This is a genomic window from Paenibacillus hemerocallicola (genome assembly GCF_006265175.1).
Classification (GTDB): Bacteria; Bacillota; Bacilli; order Paenibacillales; family NBRC-103111; genus Paenibacillus_AB; species Paenibacillus_AB hemerocallicola.
Map to the genome: position 1 here is coordinate 76,530 of NZ_VDCQ01000001.1, position 18,354 is coordinate 94,883.

17 protein-coding genes and 1 other annotated feature are annotated in these 18,354 nt (G+C 53.9%); of the genes, 16 read left to right on the forward strand and 1 reads right to left on the reverse strand.

Annotation, left to right across the window (positions count from 1 at the left end):
• The 9 genes from FE784_RS00415 (at position 1) to FE784_RS00455 (ending at position 8,978) form a co-directional block, all read left to right on the forward strand.
• Positions 1-1,479 (forward strand): ribonuclease H-like domain-containing protein, encoded by a 1,479-nt coding sequence (locus FE784_RS00415; RefSeq protein ID WP_139600141.1) that lies wholly within the window; start codon positions 1-3, stop codon positions 1,477-1,479.
• Entirely contained in the window at positions 1,476-2,276 is an 801-nt protein-coding gene (locus FE784_RS00420) for an HAD-IIA family hydrolase (RefSeq protein ID WP_139600142.1), read from the forward strand. The genes FE784_RS00415 and FE784_RS00420 overlap by 4 nt, the downstream gene beginning before the upstream one ends.
• Before the next feature lie 133 nt (positions 2,277-2,409).
• Positions 2,410-3,219, forward strand: a complete 810-nt coding sequence (locus FE784_RS00425) for an Fpg/Nei family DNA glycosylase (RefSeq protein WP_139600143.1) — start codon at positions 2,410-2,412, stop codon at positions 3,217-3,219.
• A gap of 15 nt (positions 3,220-3,234) precedes the next feature.
• Positions 3,235-4,074, forward strand: coding sequence for a deoxyribonuclease IV (locus tag FE784_RS00430; protein ID WP_139600144.1), 840 nt, complete (start codon positions 3,235-3,237; stop codon positions 4,072-4,074).
• Positions 4,071-4,445: a cyclic-phosphate processing receiver domain-containing protein gene (locus tag FE784_RS00435; protein ID WP_342779062.1), complete on the forward strand. Its 375-nt coding sequence runs from the start codon at positions 4,071-4,073 to the stop codon at positions 4,443-4,445. The genes FE784_RS00430 and FE784_RS00435 overlap by 4 nt, the downstream gene beginning before the upstream one ends.
• A 38-nt stretch (positions 4,446-4,483) precedes the next feature.
• On the forward strand, positions 4,484-5,248 hold the full coding sequence (locus FE784_RS00440; protein WP_139600145.1) for an ABC transporter ATP-binding protein: 765 nt from the start codon (positions 4,484-4,486) through the stop codon (positions 5,246-5,248).
• 48 nt (positions 5,249-5,296) lie between these two features.
• Positions 5,297-6,346, forward strand: a complete 1,050-nt coding sequence (locus FE784_RS00445) for an SAM-dependent methyltransferase (RefSeq protein ID WP_139600146.1) — start codon at positions 5,297-5,299, stop codon at positions 6,344-6,346.
• 44 nt (positions 6,347-6,390) lie between these two features.
• Positions 6,391-6,653 (forward strand) — a binding site (T-box leader).
• A gap of 16 nt (positions 6,654-6,669) precedes the next feature.
• On the forward strand, positions 6,670-7,698 hold the full coding sequence (ilvA, locus tag FE784_RS00450) for a threonine ammonia-lyase (protein WP_139600147.1): 1,029 nt from the start codon (positions 6,670-6,672) through the stop codon (positions 7,696-7,698).
• Between the two features lie 101 nt (positions 7,699-7,799).
• Positions 7,800-8,978 carry a C40 family peptidase gene (locus tag FE784_RS00455; RefSeq protein WP_246131832.1) on the forward strand — a complete coding sequence of 393 codons (1,179 nt, stop codon included), beginning with the start codon at positions 7,800-7,802 and terminating at the stop codon, positions 8,976-8,978.
• A gap of 129 nt (positions 8,979-9,107) precedes the next feature.
• Here the strand turns inward: FE784_RS00455 and FE784_RS00460 are convergent, their stop codons facing one another.
• On the reverse strand, positions 9,108-9,998 hold the full coding sequence (locus FE784_RS00460) for an AraC family transcriptional regulator (protein WP_139600148.1): 891 nt from the start codon (positions 9,996-9,998) through the stop codon (positions 9,108-9,110).
• Between the two features lie 400 nt (positions 9,999-10,398).
• Here FE784_RS00460 and FE784_RS00465 point away from each other — a divergent pair, with 400 nt between their 5' ends.
• The 7 genes from FE784_RS00465 (at position 10,399) to FE784_RS00495 (ending at position 18,188) form a co-directional block, all read left to right on the forward strand.
• The gene (locus FE784_RS00465; protein WP_176705857.1) at positions 10,399-11,718 is read left to right on the forward strand and encodes an ABC transporter substrate-binding protein; all 1,320 of its coding nucleotides are present in this window, start codon (positions 10,399-10,401) and stop codon (positions 11,716-11,718) included.
• Positions 11,719-11,753: 35 nt separating this feature from the next.
• Positions 11,754-12,962, forward strand: a complete 1,209-nt coding sequence (locus tag FE784_RS00470) for a Gfo/Idh/MocA family protein (protein ID WP_139600150.1) — start codon at positions 11,754-11,756, stop codon at positions 12,960-12,962.
• 26 nt (positions 12,963-12,988) lie between these two features.
• Positions 12,989-13,861, forward strand: a complete 873-nt coding sequence (locus FE784_RS00475; RefSeq protein ID WP_139600151.1) for a sugar phosphate isomerase/epimerase family protein — start codon at positions 12,989-12,991, stop codon at positions 13,859-13,861.
• A gap of 35 nt (positions 13,862-13,896) precedes the next feature.
• Positions 13,897-14,595: a PIG-L deacetylase family protein gene (locus FE784_RS00480; RefSeq protein WP_246131854.1), complete on the forward strand. Its 699-nt coding sequence runs from the start codon at positions 13,897-13,899 to the stop codon at positions 14,593-14,595.
• Positions 14,596-14,641: 46 nt separating this feature from the next.
• The gene (locus tag FE784_RS00485; RefSeq protein ID WP_139600153.1) at positions 14,642-15,652 is read left to right on the forward strand and encodes a Gfo/Idh/MocA family protein; all 1,011 of its coding nucleotides are present in this window, start codon (positions 14,642-14,644) and stop codon (positions 15,650-15,652) included.
• Positions 15,649-16,407, forward strand: coding sequence for an SDR family NAD(P)-dependent oxidoreductase (locus FE784_RS00490; protein ID WP_139600154.1), 759 nt, complete (start codon positions 15,649-15,651; stop codon positions 16,405-16,407). Before FE784_RS00485 ends, FE784_RS00490 begins: the two co-directional genes overlap by 4 nt.
• Before the next feature lie 128 nt (positions 16,408-16,535).
• Entirely contained in the window at positions 16,536-18,188 is a 1,653-nt protein-coding gene (locus FE784_RS00495) for a serine/threonine-protein kinase (RefSeq protein ID WP_139600155.1), read from the forward strand.
• The last annotated feature ends 166 nt before the right edge of the window (positions 18,189-18,354 follow it).

Consider the following 18,354-nt stretch of genomic DNA (forward strand, 5'->3'; position numbering starts at 1 on the left):
ATGGGCTCGCTGAAAGAACGGTTGGGACGGCTGAAGAAAACGGCCGACGCTCCCGTCATATCCGCCTCGATCGATCCGCCCGAGATCGAATCGCTGGGCGCTTCATGGGAACGTCTCGGGGCCATGATGCATCACAACGATTGGGGACAATTCATAATCCGCCGACGGAGTTACCCGCTCCATCACGCTCACGGTTTATATCGCTTAGGGGAGCTCTGCGGAGAAGCTGCGCCGCTATCCGCGCTCGGAGCGGCTGCGAAAAAGCGAAACGGCAGGAAGGGAACCGGACGCAACCAAGCGGCAGCGAGCGATTCCGGAGGAGCGGCTTCGCCATCGCTCCCGAGCGTCGGTCATGAGCGGCTGTTGTTTCTCGATACGGAGACGACCGGGCTTGGAGTAGGCGCAGGCAACGTTGCTTTTATGGTCGGAATCGGGTATTACGAATCGGCCGCTTTCGTGGTGGAGCAGCTGTTTATTCGCAATCCGGCAGAGGAAGCCGCCATGCTGCATCATTTGCGGGAAAGGCTCGCGGTACGCGATATGCTCGTATCGTATAACGGCAAATGCTTCGATTGGCCGATTTTGAAAAATCGCTACATCTTGAACAGGCAAAAGGATGGCGCCACGGATCCGGTTCACTTCGACTTTTTGTATCCGTCCCGCAGCTTGTGGCGCAATACGCTGCCTTCGTGCCGGTTGAGCTCGGTGGAGCGGGAACGTCTCGGCTTGAGCCGGATCGACGACGTGCCCGGCTCGCTGGCTCCCGCTCTTTATTTTCAATATTTGGCCGAGGGCGATCCGGCGCTAGTGGCGGGCGTGTTCGAGCATAACGAGAAGGATGTTCTGACTCTCGCTTGTTTGGCCGTCCACCTGACGCGGCTGATGGCCGGGACCGTAAGCACGGCCCGGATGGAACCGGAGGAACTGTTCCGGCTGGCGCTTTGGCTCGACAAAGTGGGACGCGCGGAGGAAGCGGACGAGGCGTTCAGGGAGCTGCTCGGCCGGGATTCGGATCAAGCCTCCGACTACTGGTTGCCCGCAGCCGATTTCTATAAGCGGCAAGGCCGGTTCGAGCCGGCGGTGTCGTTGTGGGAACGGACGATCGAGCGAAAGCGGCGATCCCGCATAGCACCGCTTACGCCCTACGTGGAGCTCGCCATGTTTTACGAGCATCAGCAAAAAGACTACGACCGCGCGCTCGAATACGCGGAACAAGCATTTGAGAAGGCGCGCGGTAGATTGACCGCAGTCCGCAAGGAAGGCGGCGGCGCAGAGGAAATCGAGGCCATACGCAAACGGGTCGATCGGCTCATGACGAAGCGGGATACCGCCTTGCAGAGAAGGAACGCTCGTCCAAAGCCGGATTCCGCCAAGCGCGGGGGTAAGGGGAATTCAGGCGTATGGCAGCAAATGCTGCCTATAGCCGGAGATGAACGACGATACCGGGAATTGACCGAACGGAGGACCGAAAGCATATGACCGTTGCCGAAAAGCGTTACGCCTTCCTGATCGATCTGGACGGAACGATGTACGCGGGACATTCTACGATTCCGCACGCGGCGGCATTCGTCGCGAGACTTAGGGAGCTGTCGCTCCCCTTTTTGTTTGTGACCAACAATTCATCCCGGACGCCGGAAGCGGTGGCCGGGCATTTGACGGATATGGGTATCGCTTCGACCGCTGCGGAGGTGGTCACTTCCTCGCAATGCGCGGCAAGATACATGGCTACGAGTACCCGTGGACGTCGCGTATACGCAATCGGCGAGGACGGGTTAAAGTCGGCTCTGCAGGAAGCGGGGCTGGAGCTTGTGGAAGAGCGACCGGACTTTGTCGTTCAGGGCATCGACCGGCAATTCTCCTATCATAAGCTGGAGATGGCGGTTCGCTTTATTTCGGAGGGGGCCGAATACGTGCTGACGAATCCGGATCGGCTGCTCCCGTCGGACGGCAGGCTTGTTCCGGGTGCCGGTTCGATTTCGGGATCGATCCGGGAAGCGCTGCAGGCGGAGCCGACCGTGATCGGAAAGCCTTGCAGGCCGATTATGGATTATGCGCTCGAACGGCTTGGGACCGATTCGGAAGTATGGGTGATCGGAGATAATCCGGCTACCGATATCGGTGCCGGAAGAGCCGCGGGATTGCGTACCGCGCTAGTCTTAACCGGCATTGCCACACCGGATAACGTGGAAGAGCTGCTGGCCAGATCGCCGTCGGATTGGAGACCGGATCTGATCTGTGAAAATCTGGCGGAGCTGTTGGCTCGGTTGGACGTATAACAAGGCGTAAATGGCGGATGGCAAGAGCATGAAAAGTATGAAATCGTTGCCGAAAAGGGTAAGCTAGTACGGAATTGCAAGCGGCGGAGCTTGTTATCGCTTGTTAATTAACCCTGTTAAAGAAGGTAATGATATGCCCGAGCTTCCCGAAATGGAGACGTATAGAACGCTCCTGACCCAACGAGTTTTGCACAAAACGATCGTCTCGGTCGATATCGAGAGAGAAAAATCGATCAATGTGCCTGTCGGTTTATTCAAGAGCAGAGTGAAAGGCCGGTCGATAACCGGCATATCCAGGCGGGCCAAGCATTTGCTGTTCCATCTGGACGGCGGCGATTTATTGCTGCTGCACCTGATGCTGGGGGGTTGGATGTTTTATGGAACGGAAAGCGAGAAGCCGGACCGTACCGCGCAAGTCGTTCTTTCCTTCGGGGAACGCAATCTGTATTTCATCGGACTTCGTCTCGGCTATTTGCACTTGCTGGATAGGGTCGGAGCGGAACGGAAACTGTCCGGTCTCGGTCCGGAGCCATTGGAACGCGATTTCACGGCACAACGCTTTTCCGGGATATTGGCCAAAAAACGAACCGTTCTGAAGCCGACCCTTACCGATCAGAAAACGATCGCCGGAATCGGCAATTGCTATTCCGATGAAATTTGCTTCGATGCCGGCATTTTGCCGACCCGATCGATCGGAACGTTGACGGATGACGAATTCGCCGTGCTGTACCGGTCGATGAATCGCGTATTGAACGAGGCGATCCGATTCGGAGGTTATATGGAAAACCCATTGTTCCCGGGTGACGCGCTGACGGGAGGGTTCGACAGCCGCTGCGCCGTATACGACCGGGGCGGAGAGCCTTGCGTACGGTGCGGCAATCCGTTGATCCAGAACGAATTAGCTTCGCGGAAAGTTTTTTACTGTACCCGCTGCCAACGATAAGAAGGAGGGATCAGGTTGCTATTCGGCGCGCATGTAAGTATCCGCAACGGTTTTCTGGAAGCGGCGAAGCTTGCCCGAAGCATCGGGGGCGGGTCGTACCAATATTTCCCGAAAAATCCGCGAAGCCTTTCGATCAAAACGATGGATCGCCGGGACGCGGAAGCATGCGCCGCGTACTGCCGGGAGCACGGCATCCGGTCGATTGCCCATACGCCGTATCCGACGAATCTGGCAGTGGACGCCGGGGAGCGCAGAAATATTGTCGTCCGGTCTCTGTTGAACGATCTGGAAATTGCGGAAGCTTGCGGATCGGTGGGAGTCGTGGTACACTTCGGTATTTATAAGGGGCCTGAGCCGTTGGACGGTTATAAGAACATCGTCGCTACCCTGAACGAGGTGTTGGCAGAGTGGAGCGGCTCGGCGCTGCTGCTCATCGAGAATCAGTCCGGGGAACATGCAAGAATGGGGATGACGCTCGAAGAGCTGGTCGGCGTGCGCAGCTTATGCGCCAAACCGCAGTCGGTCGGCTTTTGCCTCGATACTTGCCACGCGTTCGCGAGCGGGTTATGGGATGGCGGCAATTGGGACGAAGTTCAGAAGAAAGGAGAGGCTCTAGGCTATTTCGAGCATTTGAAAGCGATTCACTTGAATGACTCCGTCTATCCTCACAAGTCCTACAAAGATCGCCACGCCAACATCGGCAAGGGCGAAATCGGGGAGAAGCCGTTTCGGCAGTTCCTCGCTTCGCGCTATGCGCGGAACATACCGGCCGTTCTAGAGACTCCGGTTGGCGCAGGATACGGGCATAGGCAGGAAATTATCGAGCTGCGACGGTTAACGGGAGAGGGGAAATGATGATCGATTTGTACATGGACGACGCAAGGCCTTGTCCGAAAGGCTTCGTGCTGGCGAAGGACGCCGCCGAATGCGTCGAGCTGCTGAAAGAGTGCGACGTCCGCGTGCTGTCGCTGGACTACGATTTGGGCTGGAATATGCCGACCGGGATGGAGGTCGTCCGATATATCGTGGCGGAACGCCGCTTTCCCTCCGTCATTTATTTGCATACCTCCAGTGCGGCAGGAAGGCTGCAAATGTACCAGACTCTCTATGCGAACAAGCCGGGTCACGTTCGGCTCTACAACTATCCGATGCCCGATGACGTATTGAGGCAGATTGCCGATGGCAAATTCAAAGTGGAAAACGGACACGGAACTGAGCTACAATAGGATAGGTTTGCTCAGCAAGCGCAGGAAGGGGAAAAACAATGATCCGGTTGGAAAACATTCATTTTATCCGCGGGGAACGCACGATATTAAACGATGTAAATTTGCATATGCGGCAAGGCGAGAACTGGGTCGTTCTCGGGAAAAACGGTTCGGGAAAAACGACTGTTCTGGAATTGATTACAGGCTACCAATTTCCGAGCTCTGGCAAGGTGCGGGTACTCGGTCAACCATACGGCGAAATCGATTTGCGGCTTGTGCGCAACAAGATCGGCTATATCAGCCAATCGCTCATGGAGAAGCTGACGATGCGCGATCCCGTCTGGGAAGTGGTGGCGACCGGCGAATACGGCTTTTTGCGCTTCTATCAGGACATCCCGGACGAGGTGAAGCGGAAGGCAATCGAGAAACTGGAGCAGGTCCGGCTTCCTCATCTGGCCGAACAGCCTCTCGGCACGCTTTCCCAAGGCGAACGGAAGAAGATTATGCTGGCACGGGCTTTAATGACCGATCCTTCCGTGCTGATCTTGGACGAGCCGTGCTCGGGACTCGATCTGTACGAGCGCGAGCTGCTGTTGGAGGATATTCAGACGCTCGGCAAATCGGGATTGCTGATGGTGTACGTGACCCATCATATCGAGGAAATCGTTCCCGTATTCACCCATATCGCTTTGATGGATCAGGGCAAGATCGTGGCTCAAGGGGAGAAGAAGCAAGTTTTGACGGCCGGGCTGCTGCGCGACGCGTACCAGGTGCCGGTTGAAATCGATTGGATCAACGAACGTCCTTGGATTCATGTGGTATAATCCCATCATATCATGTATCGCGAACTACATACGAGTCGAGGTGCACCGATGAACGAACGAGCCGACTCCACTGCCGAATCGCGCTTCGTCGTGACGTCCAACCGCGGCTTCGCGGCATACGCGCAGGACGAGCTTAGAGCGTTGACGCAAGGTACGAAGTTCGACGAGCTCATACCGGCCGAAACGTACTTGATGCGCATCCCGCTCGGGCGCGATGAGGCTATCCGTACTATTGCGGGGAAAGAGCCGATTTTTTTGCGGCATATGCATCCGATCGACGCGACGGTATCCCTTGCAAGAACAATAGACGACATTCGGCTCATCTGCGCTGCAGCGGAAAAGCTGCATGAGACGGCCAACTGCGACAAAATAGCGATTCAAATTCGCAAAGCCGAGGGCTTTACAAGCGCATTCGAGCCGTCCGAGCTTCGTGAAGCGATAGCGGAATTATGGCTTGAAAAATTCCGGGCCGAGACGGTCGTCAAGGATGCGGAGCGCATTATTTCGGTATTTTTGACGTCCGACTGCGCTTACATCGGCATATCCGCTCCCGGCGACAATTTGTCCGATTGGCCGGGCGGAGCGGTCCGATTCCGCAAGGAGGAGGGTCAAGTCTCCCGCGCCAAGTTCAAGCTGCTGGAAGCCGAGTATGCATTCGGTTTGGACTTCTCGAAGGTTGCCAAGGCGCTCGATATCGGATCCGCACCGGGCGGGTGGACATCGCTGCTGCTTGATCGGGGAGCGGAAGTCACCGCAGTCGATCCGGCCGAGCTCCATCCCGACCTGCTGCGCCATCCGAAGCTGACCTATTTGAAGCGGAATGCGGGAGAAGTGGCTTTTCGCAGCGATACCTATGATTTGCTCGTATGCGATATGAGCTGGAGTCCGAAGCAGATGGTGAAGCTGATCTTGCCGCTGCTCGACAGTTTAAGGCCGGGCGGGATCGCGATCATTACGCTGAAGCTGATGCACGGCAAACCTTTTCAAACCGTGAAGGATTCGGTCAGGGCGATGCAGCCGACGATGCAGCTGCGGAAGGCGAAGCAGCTTTTCCACAATCGGGACGAGCTAACCGTATACTTGCAGAAAATCAATTGATTATTGTTTCGTTGTTATGCTATACTAAGCGTCAAACAGATTGGCTAAATTCGATGAAGAGGAAGAGTACACGCTTCCCCCTGTTCCCAGAGAGTCGGCGGTTTGGTGCGAGCCGATGTGCAGACGGCGTGGAAAATCACCTCGGAGATGGAACCCGAATTCAAGTAGGGAACACGGATTTCCACCGTTACAAGGAACGGCATATGATGGTATGCCGACATGAAGCGCCGAAGCTTCGTCATTCGTATTTGCCCGGATGGCGTATTCGGAATTAGGGTGGTACCGCGAGAACGCTCTCGTCCCTTTTGGGATGAGGGCTTTTTTTGTTTTTACCGAAAACGATGAATATGACGAATGGGGATGGTTTCGATGGGGATTACCAAGTAGGGTACCAGGACATCGTGCAGGCAAAATTCAGATTGAACGGGCTCGTGCATCGCACGCCGCTCGTCCATTCGCAGACGTTCAGCAAAATGACGGGCACCGAGCTGTATTTGAAGATGGAGAATATGCAGAGGACAGGCGCTTTTAAAGTGCGCGGGGCTATGAATAAAATAGCTACCCTCACGGCAGCCGAACGGGCTGCGGGAGTCGTTACGGCTTCTGCGGGGAACCATGCGCAGGGTGTGGCGCTGGCAGCGGCGCAAGCCGGTATTTCGTCGACTGTAGTCATGCCGACAGGGGCTCCGGAAGCGAAAATTATGGCCACGGAAGGATACGGCTCCAAAGTCATTTTGCACGGAGCCAATTACGACGAGGCGTTCGAGGAAGCGACCCGGATCTCCGGAACGCAAGGCGCTACGCTCGTTCATGCGTTCGACGATCCATACGTTATCGCCGGGCAAGGGACGATCGGGATCGAAATATTGGATGAGCTGCCCAAGGTAGAGGCGATTGTCGTTCCGGTCGGGGGAGGCGGCCTCATATCCGGTATTGCGATGGCCGTGAAGACGGTACGTCCGGAAATTCGCGTGATCGGCGTTCAACCCGTCACCGCAAGCTCGGGCTACGATTCCTGGCACAATCGGGCGTTAAGCCGGATAGAAAAGCCGGTCTCTGTCGCGGACGGGCTGCTGGTGAAGAGACCGGGCGAGCTCCCATTGAAGCTGATGCTGGATTATGTGGACGATTTCGTGCTCGTTTCAGAGGAAGAAATCGCTTCGTCGATGGTGATGCTTCTGGAAAGGGCCAAAGTATTGGCCGAAGGAGCCGGGGCCGTCTGCTTGGCTGCGGTGACGAACCGGGAGCTCGGTTTGGCTGGTCAAAACGTGGCCTTATTGGTTAGCGGAGGTAATGTGGATTTGCTCCGTTGGGCCCAAACGCTAGGAGCGAGAACCGTCCACCATGCTTGACAGAGGTCTCCCTAAACAGCACAAAAGGCGGCCGAAAGTCATAAATGTTTTCGTGTTCGCATAAATGAGCAAGAGCGACAATTGCAAAGCGGGGAATCGGAATGAACAGGGTGAGGGCTCTTTGGATCGCACTGCTGCTGACGGTGCCTTTGCCCGCGTGTGGTGGACCGGTCGGGAGCCAGGAGGGATCGATTTCGTCATTCCATGCCGAGCTGCCGCTTATGACAGATTCGACCCGGACTCGCGATGAAACGGTATCATTCGGTAGTATAGAGCCGGAGACGAAGGGAGACTATCCGATTATGGCGGAATCTGGTCGGGAACAACCGGGAATCCCGTGCGGATTCGGTGCCGAGCAGGGTAAGGAACTGGTGGTGAATTCGGCCGTGGCCACGCTTTGGAGCGAGCCGGGCGGCAACCGTCCTCTGGATGAGATGTCTACGGCGGCAGTCGTGGATATCCGCAGTTGGACGGCGGGAATGACGATCCAGGATAAGCTTTGGCTGGTCGGCAAGCTGGAGACGCAAGCTTTGTACGGACAAAGAGTAAAGGTGATCGACACGGCGGGCGACTGGGTTAAGGTGATCGTATCGGAGCAGCCCACTTCACGCAACGAGGAAGGGTATCCGGGCTGGATGCCTTTACGCCAATTGACCGATAGCGAAGCCGCTTTTATTCCGAAGGCATGCCCGCAGGCGGTGGTCAAGGCAATAACGGCCTTCCTCTATGATGCTCCTGCCGCCGATCGGCCTTTCCTGGAACTCAGCTTCAATACTCGATTGCCTATTGTGGAAGAAATAGGGGCGTATTACGTTGTGCAAACTCCGGGCGACGGAGAAAAGTATTTGCCAAAAACAGAGGCGATGCTTGCAGGAGGAAATGAAGCCACCGTCAACCCGACCGGGGAGCATCTGGTTGATACGGCCAATCTATTTCTCGGGCTGCCTTATTTATGGGCCGGCGTATCCGCCTTCGGCTTCGATTGCTCGGGATTCACGTACTCGCTATACGGATTTCACGGAATAGGGATTCCGCGGGATGCCTCCGATCAGTCGAAATCAGGCACGGCGGTCCGTCGATCCGAGCTTCGGCAGGGCGATTTGATGTTCTTCGCGTACGATAACGGAAAGGGCAAGGTGCATCATGTCGGCATGTACGCGGGCAATGGTCAAATGATCCATTCTCCGAAAACGGAGAGCTCCATCGAGCTGACCCCGATCGATACGCCTTATTTCGTTAAGGAATACGCGGGGGCACGAAGATATTTGCCGGATGATTAAGCCAAATATACGGCGAACAAAAACGTAAACAGTAACGGAATGACTGGTAAACGGTACATCTTCATCCATAATAACGGGCTGTAATTCCGTTTGATTGGGGGAACGATGGGCCGTTTTTTAAGTTGCCGGTTAACCGCCCGCGCCCGCTCGATTCAAAACAGCTTTCATCGCTTGTTTCTCATGTTCGCGATCGGTCCTGTTGTCGCGATATGCGGTCGGGCTTACGCCGCTATGATGCTTGAAAAATTTCGTGAAATATTCGGGATGGATGCCGACATGCTCGGCGATTTCATTCATGTTCAGCTTTGTCGTCGACAGCAGCGTACAGGCGCGTTCATATCGCAGCTTGGCGATATATTGCATCGGCGAAAAGCCGATCATCGACTTGAAAACCTGGATGAAATAGTGAGGATGAAAATGGACGAGCCTGGCAAGATCGTCGACGGACAGCCGGTCGGCCAAATGCGCATTAATATATTCCATAATGCTGGTTATGCTTTGCACATCGAGATGACCGGAATCGTGAAGCGCGAGCGAAGGGTTTCTTTCTATGAAGTAACAAAGAAGTTGCAGTAGAATTGTTTTGGCCCGCAAAGCGGAGGTGATCCCTTTGTCGGAAAAATAATCGGTAAGCTCCTGAAACTGCCGTTCGATAAACGACTTGTCTTCGACTTCGATCATCGAGGACATATGAAGCAAATCGAACAGGCGCGTACCGCCGATTATCGAAGTGAAATGACAGAAATATTTACCGAAGTTTTCCTTGTTATACGAAGTAGCGGAAATGGTAGATCCTGCCGGAAGCAATATAAGCCGCCCGGAGGAGGGGGAAATATTGAGCCCATTCACCCATATATTGCACCTTCCGGACACGATGTAATACAGCATATTGTATTCGTATTTCAAATTATAATGAATCCACTCTGCGCCTAGCGTACGGTACGAGGATGTCAGAATACCGGTTTGAACGTTGGCGAGATAGTTGGCGAAGCTTTCTTTCTGCCTTTGCGTCATTTGCATTCATACATTCCCCCTGATCGGAGTATTGTTGCGGGTATTTCTGAAAGCGTTGTCAATTTTATTATAACTCGGTTTTCCGGCAAGCGTACAGATAGGAATAAGGATCTTGAAGCGACCGAGAATCGCTAAAAACTATATTGCAGGATATGAGGGGAACGGGGATATGATACCATTTCGTACCCAGTCGCAATAGTGTCCGCGTTCCAGACCTGAGTTTTTTACGGGTAATGATGACTGTTTTCCATATGCTTTACCGCCCGCCCTTTTATAATGAAAAGTATGGAAGAGGAGGTGATCGTCGAATAAGCCGGACTGCCGTTTAAGTAGAGAAAATGATCGATAAATCGGGTAGGGGTGACAGACAGCTATTTCTGTAAAAATGTTCTTGGAGGGGTACGAGTTGAAATTCCGAAGGTCATTTTTACAAGTGGCCGCTCTACTGCTCGCGGCGGCAGCTGTTCTGCCCGCATGCAGTTCAAGCGGCACTGCAAAGGATGAACCGAAAGCAAGCGATTCGGAAAAGCCGGTCCAGCCGCAGCCCATTACGTTAAAAGTAATGAACGGCTTGTACAATGAAAAAGATTGGCAGACGATCGTGGTAGAGCCTTTAAAGAAGAAGTTTCCCCATATTACGCTCGATCAAGGTTCGGGTGTCGCCAGAACGTACGATCAGAAATTTCTGGAGGAGACGATCGCAGCCGGCAACACCCCGGATATTGTACTGAGCGGTGTCGCACAATCGTCGTTGTTGGTTCCGCTCGGGCTGGCTCAGGATCTGGCCCCGTTCATCAAGAAAAACCAAATCGACATGAATGCGTACGACAACACAACGGTGGAAACGCTTAAAAAATATTCGCCGATATTCAATATGGAAACGGTAACCTTGCCGTTGTACATCAATTTTAAGGTATTGCTGTACAACAAAGATTTATTCGATAAATTTGCCGTACCGTATCCGAAAAACCATATGACTCACAACGATGCGATCGAGCTTTCCAAGAAGCTGACCCGGATGGACGGGGGCATCCAGTATTACGGGTATGCCGCTGACAGCTACATCAATCTCGGGGGCCAATATTCATTAAATTATATCGAGCGGCAAACGAATAAAGTGAATTTGTCCGGGTTGGAGAAGGTGTTCCCGGTGCTGAAAGAAGTAATGGACATACCTGGCATGCAAGGCGTATCGACGACAAAGGCGTTTAATACGGATAAGACGCTGGCGATGTACAACGAGTGGCTGGCCTCGGTGGTGCAAAATGCAGCGGTGTACAAAGACATGAAGTGGGGGATGGTCACTTACCCGGAATTTAAAGATAGACCTTATCAAACAGAAGTCGATTTCCACAGCTCTTACATGACCAAGACGACCAAGTATCCCGATCAGGCGTTTCAAGTCATGAGCTGGATGATGCAGTCCGAAGAAATCCAAAGCTTAATTACGAGATCGGGGAAAGTTACGGTGCTCAAAAACAAAGAAATTACTTCGCTCTGGGGCAAAGATTCCGGACTGGGCACGGAGGAAGCGCTCAAGGCGATTCTGGAAACGAAAATGGCGCCGTCGCACGACGTCCATCCATTGGACAGAAAGGGTACTGTAATTGCTCCTCTGGCTACAGCCTATACGGCATACTTGAACGGGACGAAAGACTTGAACGTCGCCCTGCGCGATGCTGCCGACGAAATGCAGAAATTAGTGAACACCGAACTCGGCAAATAGCGAATGGCTTAAATTTTGCAGAAGGAGCTTTCGAAATGACAAAACAAATTCGATTGGCTGTCGTGGGAGGGAACCGCGGCTTCGGGTACCATAAATCGTGCGATTCTTTGTCCGATATCGTGGAAGTGAACGCCATATGCGACTTGAATGAAGCCGTATTCGCGAGGTGGAAAGAAAAATATCCGGGCATTCGGAAGTTTACCTCCTTCGAGAAGCTGTTGGCCGATCCGGACATCGATGCGATTTTGCTGGCGACGCCGATGCAGGTTCACGCCAGTCAGTCCGTTCAAGCGATGCGAGCGGGGAAGCATGTACTGTGCGAAGTCGCGTCGGCACAATCGGTCGAAGATTGCTGGGAGCTCGTTGAAACGGTGGAACAGACGGGCGCCGTCTATATGCTGGCGGAGAACTTCTGCTACACCCGCACGAGCATGATGGTCCGTCATATGGCCGAATCCGGCGCATTCGGAGAACTGACCCATGCGGAATGCGGCTATATTCACGATGTGCGGACAGCCACTCATGACGCTCAGGGGAACTTGATGTGGCGAGGGGAGATGATGCGCGACTTCAACGGCAACAACTATCCGACCCATTCGCTCGGTCCTGTCTCGCAATGGCTGGGCATCAATCGCAATGATTCCTTCGACTATATGACGACGATCGTCTCGAAGCCCGCGTCGCAAAGCGACTATTTTAAAGAAATTTTCGGCCCCGACCATCCCGGCGCGAAACCGGATTATTGGAAGCAAGGAGATTCCTGTCTGTCGCTCATCCGGACAAAGCAAGGGGCCGTCATTTATTTGCGCAACGATTTCTCTTCGCCGCGGCCATTCAATTATTTATATTACGGGCTGCAAGGAACGAAAGGCTGCTATGTATCGGGACGGGATACGATCGAGGAGCCGTTAGTATGGCTGGATGGCCGTTCACCGGGAAAGTCGTACATGGGAAACGTTTCATGGTCAAAATTATCAGAATATACAGACGAATTCGAACACCCTTGGTGGAAAAGCAATAGCGATAAAATGAAAGCGGAGCAGTCTTCCCGGTTTGGCGATTATTTCGTCATGAAGGAGTTCATAACCGCGATAATCGAAAAGCGACGGCCGGATTTCGACGTGTACGACTCGGTTGCGGTGAGCTCCATCCTGCCGCTTTCCATTCAGTCCGTCGCTCAAAACGGGTATCCTGTCGCATTCCCGGATTTTGCCAAAAACAAGCATGCTTTCGTTAAATCGTAGCTGAGAAAGGAGGGGAAGAAAGGACTATGAAGCTCGGAATCGGTTTGCATTGTTTGCGCCAAGCGATCGTCGCCAAACAAATGACCCCGTTGGATGTAATCGAGTGGATCGCCGAGGTCGGCGGGGAGCACGTTGAAATCGTGCCTGTCGGATTCGATTTTTTGGAGCAGCCCGAGATGGCGGAGTCGATTCGCAGCAAAGCGCGGCAGGTCGGCATCGAGGTGTCCAACTATTGCGTACCGGCCAATTTTATTACGGCTGACGAAGCCGGTTACGAACGAGCGATCGAGCTCGTGAAAGAGCATGTCGATATTACGAATCGGCTGGGTGCCAAAAGGATGCGCCACGACGTCGCATCGAGACCGATTTCAGATACTTCGATCTTGAACTTTAACCGGGATTTGCCGAAGCTCGCCGAAGCTTGTCGGATCATTGCCGACTATGCGTCGCAGTTTGGCATAACGACGAGTGTAGAAAACCACGGGTATTACGTTCAGGCGAGCGAACGGGTACAAAGTCTGATCCATGCCGTAGACCGCGACAATTATCGTACGACGCTCGATACCGGCAACTTTTTATGCGTCGACGAGGATCCGATTGCCGGGGTCAGGAACAATGTGAGCTTGGCGTCGATGATTCATCTTAAAGATTTTTACATTCGCACTCCCGACAGGGATCCGGGTGAAAAAAGCCCAGGCTGGTTGAAAACCGTCGGAGGCAACCGGCTGCGCGGATCGATTCTCGGTCAAGGCGATATTAACGTTCGCGAAATCATCCGTTTGATCAAGAGCTCCGGTTACGACGGGTATGTATCGATCGAATTCGAAGGCGTGGAAGAATGCCTCAGCGCCACGAAGCAAGGATTCGACTACGCGAAACGAGTATGGAACGAAGTTTAAAGCGAATTCTCGTCAAGGAGAGATGGGCATTGAAGGTGTTGGCGATAGGCGCGCATCCGGACGATATCGAGATTTCTTGTGCCGGCACGTTGGCCAAACTCGTGCTAGCGGGACATGAAGTAACGATTTGCCATGCGAGCGACGGGGACAAAGGGCATTATCGAATTCCCCCTGAAGAACTGATTCCGATCCGAAAGCGCGAGGCGTTGCAGTCGGGAGCGATTATCGGAAGCGAAGTGATCTCGCTTGGGATGAGAGACGGAAATATTTGGGCGGATAACGACGATAACCGGGCAATTTTTATCGATCTGATGTGCAGAGTACAACCCGATCTCGTCATTACGCATACACCGAATGACTATATGCCCGATCATGTGGCGGTCAGCCGTCTCGTCTTCGACACGACGTTTTTGGCGACTCTTCCGGACGCCTCGAAACTTTTTCCGAACGTCGCCAAAGTGCCGTCGTTGTTTTATATGGATAATTTGTCGGGGATCGATTTTCAGCCGACGTTGTATGTCGATATTACCGATTCGTTCGTCACGAAGACGGAAATGCTCAAGCAGCATCAAAGTCAGCTCGTCTGGCTGAAAGAGCATGACAACGTAGATGTTCTGGATATGATGGAAACGTTGAGCAAGTTTCGCGGCATACAAGCGGGATGCACATATGCCGAAGGATTTATCCAGCATATGGCGTGGACTCGTCCGAACGCTGTCCGTTTCCCGGTATAAGCGTCCGGGATAATAGAACGAATCCGACTATAAGGAGATATGAAGGATGACTGTCAAATTTGCGATTGTCGGCACCGGCTGGGTTGCAGGAGAATATTTGAAAGCGATTCATGCTCGCAACGATGCGGAAGTGTATGGAATCGTCTCCAGCGACACGGATCGCGCACAGTTAAAATTGGACGGCTTGGGGATCGAAGCCCGCGTATACGCCTCCTATGATGAGGCGGTTAAAGATTCCAATGTAGACGCCGTCGTGCTTTGCTCCACCCCGGGCATCCGTGCGGAGCAAGCGGCGCTTGCCGCGGTAAACGGCAAACATATCGTCATCGAAAAGCCGATGACGATGAACCGCGAAGGGCTGGAGCTGATGGCCGACGCCATTTCGAAAAATCCGGTGAAAACGGTCGTCAGCTTCGTGCTTCGCTGGAATCCGATGTTCGAATCGACGAAGGCGCTCATCGACGACGATGCGCTTGGCCGCGTCTATATGGCTCAAATCGATTATTGGCATCATATCGGCCCTCATTACGGACAGTACGGCTGGAGCAAAACGAAGGAGCTTGGAGGAAGCAGCATTCTATCCGCCGGCTGTCATGCCGTCGACGCCGTTCGCCACTTTGCCGGGGACATTACGGAAGTAATGGCTTACAGCTGCCGTACGTGGGCTCATTCCGATTACGAGTTCGATCCGAATTCGATCGCCATCTTTAAACTGAAAAACGGCGGCCTCGGCAAAGTGTCGGCATCGATCGAATGCAAAACGCCTTACCGGTTCAACGTCCATTTGCTCGGAGAGAAAGGCACCATTATGGACAATAAAATTTATACCCATAAGCTTCCGGGGCAACTGGACTATGCCACTGTCCCGACCATATTGCCGGATAGCGGGGACGTTTCGCACCATCCGTTCGCCAAAGAGATGTCCGACTTTATGAATGCGATTCATACGAACACGACGACGCGCTGCGACTTTTTCGAAGGTTACAAATCGATGGAAGTAAGTTTTGCGATCGACGAGTCGGCTAGAACGGGACAAAAGGTCGTCATCCCGACATGAGGCTGGCGGGGAAAATCGCGCTCGTAACCGGAGGATCGCTCGGCATCGGCCGGGCGATCGCCATCCGGTTTGCCCGGGAGGGCGCAATGGTGGCGATAAGCGGACGCGGGAAAGCCGCCCTCGATGAAACGGCGGCCATAATTCGGGACCAAAGCGGTGAAGTGCTGGCGTTCGAATCCGATGTGCAGCATGTCGATCAGGTTAACGCATTGATAGACGGAGTGCTGCATAAGTGGGGCCGAATCGATGTGCTTGTGCATAATGCCGGAATCAATGCGCCCGTACCGTTTCTTGAAATGCCGCTGGAGCATTGGGATCGCCATATGAACGTTAATTTGCGGGGGACGTTTCTAGTTTCTCAGAGGGTTTGCCAAGAAATGGCCAAGCGGAAGCTGCAAGGCTCGATCATTTTCATGTCCAGCGTCAATGGATTGGCGGCAGAGGCAAATTTGGCGCATTATAACGCTTCCAAGGGCGGTATGAACTTGTTGGCGATGACGATTGCCCTGGAGCTTGCTCCGCTCGGCATCCGGATTAACGCCTTATGTCCGGGATTTATCGAAACCCGTCTAACGAAGCCGGTCATCGACGATGCTCCCGCCATTGAACACTATTTGCGCTCTATTCCGATGGGCAGAGTCGGTCAACCGGAAGAAATCGCCGATGCAGCGCTATTTCTCGCAAGCGACGAGTCACGTTATATGACCGGGCATTGTCTCGTTGTGGACGGCGGGCAGATCGTAAAGCTGTCATAGCCGGTATTCGCAGGAAATAATCCGGACGGAGTTAGGTTAAATAATTTCCATAGTGCGGAAAAAATGGTGGAACGGTACATCTTCATCCGTTATAATGGGCTGTAAACCCGTTAGAAAGGGGGGGAACGATGAACCGTTTTTTTGACGAGGCGCCCGATCTCGTCCGCATTTCCGGCACAGTATTCGGTGGGCGTTACCGGATCGTCCGACCGCTCGGGGAAGGCGGGATGAGCACCGTATTTTTGGCCGAGGATACGAAGCTTCCAGGCAAGAAATGGGCCGTCAAGCGGACGCGCGAGTATGGCATATCCGAGCTTTCGGCCGCTCGCGAGGCCGCGGTGCTCATGAAGCTCAGCCATCCGTATTTGCCGCATGTCGTCGATTTTTTCCCGCCCGACGAAGAGGGCTTCAGCCATTTGGTAATGGAATATATCGACGGCGTAACGCTTCAGCAGCTGTTCGAGCGAAATGACGGGCCTTTGCCTGTTCCGGCATTGATCCGTTACAGCATACAGCTGTGCGAGCTGCTGGAATACATGCACGAAATGGAATCGGGGCCGATTATTTTTCGCGATATCAAGCCCTCCAACATTATGATCGATACCCGGGACCATGTTCGGCTGATCGACTTCGGAATAGCCAGGAAGCAGACGGCGGACCGTCATGCCGATACGGTTCCGCTCGGGACGATCGGCTTCGCGGCGCCCGAGCTGCTGGAGCGCGGATACTCCGACATGAGATCCGATTTGTATTCGCTTGGCGCTACCCTGTATTATTTATTGAGCGAAGGACGAACGTTCCATGCCCGGAGGGAGCTCCTAGAATTGACCGGAGGCGCGCGGGAGTCGATGCTGGCGGATCTGGTAGCCCGCTTGCTCGACGATGTGCCGGAACGGAGGCCGCAATCGGCAGCCGTTGCTCGAGCCGTACTGGAGCAATGCCTGGAATCGGATAAAGCGAGGGCGAGCTCTTCCGCCGCCGAGGGACTAGTCCCGACGCATGAGATCAGGCGTATGCGGATCGTTGTCGGAGGTCTGTATGCGGGAGCGGGAGCGACGTTTACGGCCGTCACGATAGCCAGTTTATTGGGCGATGCGGGCATTGCAAACGCTGTCGTAGAGCATCCTCGCGTTCGCCCGGAGCTGTACGGCATGCTCGATGGAGAGCGGAACGCTCCGCCAAACTACGATTATTGGTCGAGCAGACCCGATGACGGGGGCTCGCCATGGAGGAATGGACGAACGGAGTGGATCGTGATTCACCCGATTCAGGCGGGAGCCGTTTCGTCGGTCAACTTGGAGCAGCGGCTTTACCGGATCAATGCGGCCGTGACGATTATAGACGTAGGCGAGCATTGGCTGGAGCCCGACGTATCGGAGCTCCTCGATGAAGCCGACGTGATCGTGGCCGTCGCGGACCCGAATCCGTCGCGATGGATGCTGCCTCTTACCGGGAATTATGCCTCGGCATTGATGAAACGGCGCGAAGAGGGCGGAGAAGTCCATTTTATCGCCAATAAATCGGTTTCGTTCAAGGGCAGCAAAGAATGGCTTCATTCTTTCCCGGTCAAACCTTCGGCAACGATCCCGAACGTCGCATACGAAGAAATCGTCCGCTCCTCCTGGAAAGGCGAGCCCGTTCAGCAGCAGCCTAGCGTCAAGCCTATGCTTCATAAAGCGTTGGCAACGTGGATCGGACAGACGCTCGTTCCTTTGCGAGACTCGGGGGGCGGTCGACTCGGCATCGGTTGGCTCGGAAAGTTTTTTTCGGTTCGCTCTTGATCGTATGGAATTGTATGGTATAATCAGGATAAATTACAATTTGCACATGCGGAAGCACCGCAAGCTACGGTATTTTATACCGTCGTTTGCGGTGCTTTTTGCTGTCCAAAAGGAGGGATCCGCGATTTCGCGCAAACAAATGGTCGCCATTGCCGTTGGCGGCGCT

Excerpts from the sequence above, each read along its gene's own strand:
- FE784_RS00415 (WP_139600141.1), top strand. The coding sequence starts at position 1 with ATGGGCTCGCTGAAAGAACGGTTGGGACGGCTGAAGAAAACGGCCGAC.
- FE784_RS00420 (WP_139600142.1), top strand. The coding sequence starts at position 1,476 with ATGACCGTTGCCGAAAAGCGTTACGCCTTCCTGATCGATCTGGACGGA.
- FE784_RS00425 (WP_139600143.1), top strand. The coding sequence starts at position 2,410 with ATGCCCGAGCTTCCCGAAATGGAGACGTATAGAACGCTCCTGACCCAA.
- FE784_RS00435 (WP_342779062.1), top strand. The coding sequence starts at position 4,071 with ATGATGATCGATTTGTACATGGACGACGCAAGGCCTTGTCCGAAAGGC.
- FE784_RS00440 (WP_139600145.1), top strand. The coding sequence starts at position 4,484 with ATGATCCGGTTGGAAAACATTCATTTTATCCGCGGGGAACGCACGATA.
- FE784_RS00445 (WP_139600146.1), top strand. The coding sequence starts at position 5,297 with ATGAACGAACGAGCCGACTCCACTGCCGAATCGCGCTTCGTCGTGACG.
- FE784_RS00455 (WP_246131832.1), top strand. The coding sequence starts at position 7,800 with ATGAACAGGGTGAGGGCTCTTTGGATCGCACTGCTGCTGACGGTGCCT.
- FE784_RS00460 (WP_139600148.1), bottom strand. The coding sequence starts at position 9,998 with ATGCAAATGACGCAAAGGCAGAAAGAAAGCTTCGCCAACTATCTCGCC.
- FE784_RS00470 (WP_139600150.1), top strand. The coding sequence starts at position 11,754 with ATGACAAAACAAATTCGATTGGCTGTCGTGGGAGGGAACCGCGGCTTC.
- FE784_RS00475 (WP_139600151.1), top strand. The coding sequence starts at position 12,989 with ATGAAGCTCGGAATCGGTTTGCATTGTTTGCGCCAAGCGATCGTCGCC.
- FE784_RS00485 (WP_139600153.1), top strand. The coding sequence starts at position 14,642 with ATGACTGTCAAATTTGCGATTGTCGGCACCGGCTGGGTTGCAGGAGAA.
- FE784_RS00490 (WP_139600154.1), top strand. The coding sequence starts at position 15,649 with ATGAGGCTGGCGGGGAAAATCGCGCTCGTAACCGGAGGATCGCTCGGC.
- FE784_RS00495 (WP_139600155.1), top strand. The coding sequence starts at position 16,536 with ATGAACCGTTTTTTTGACGAGGCGCCCGATCTCGTCCGCATTTCCGGC.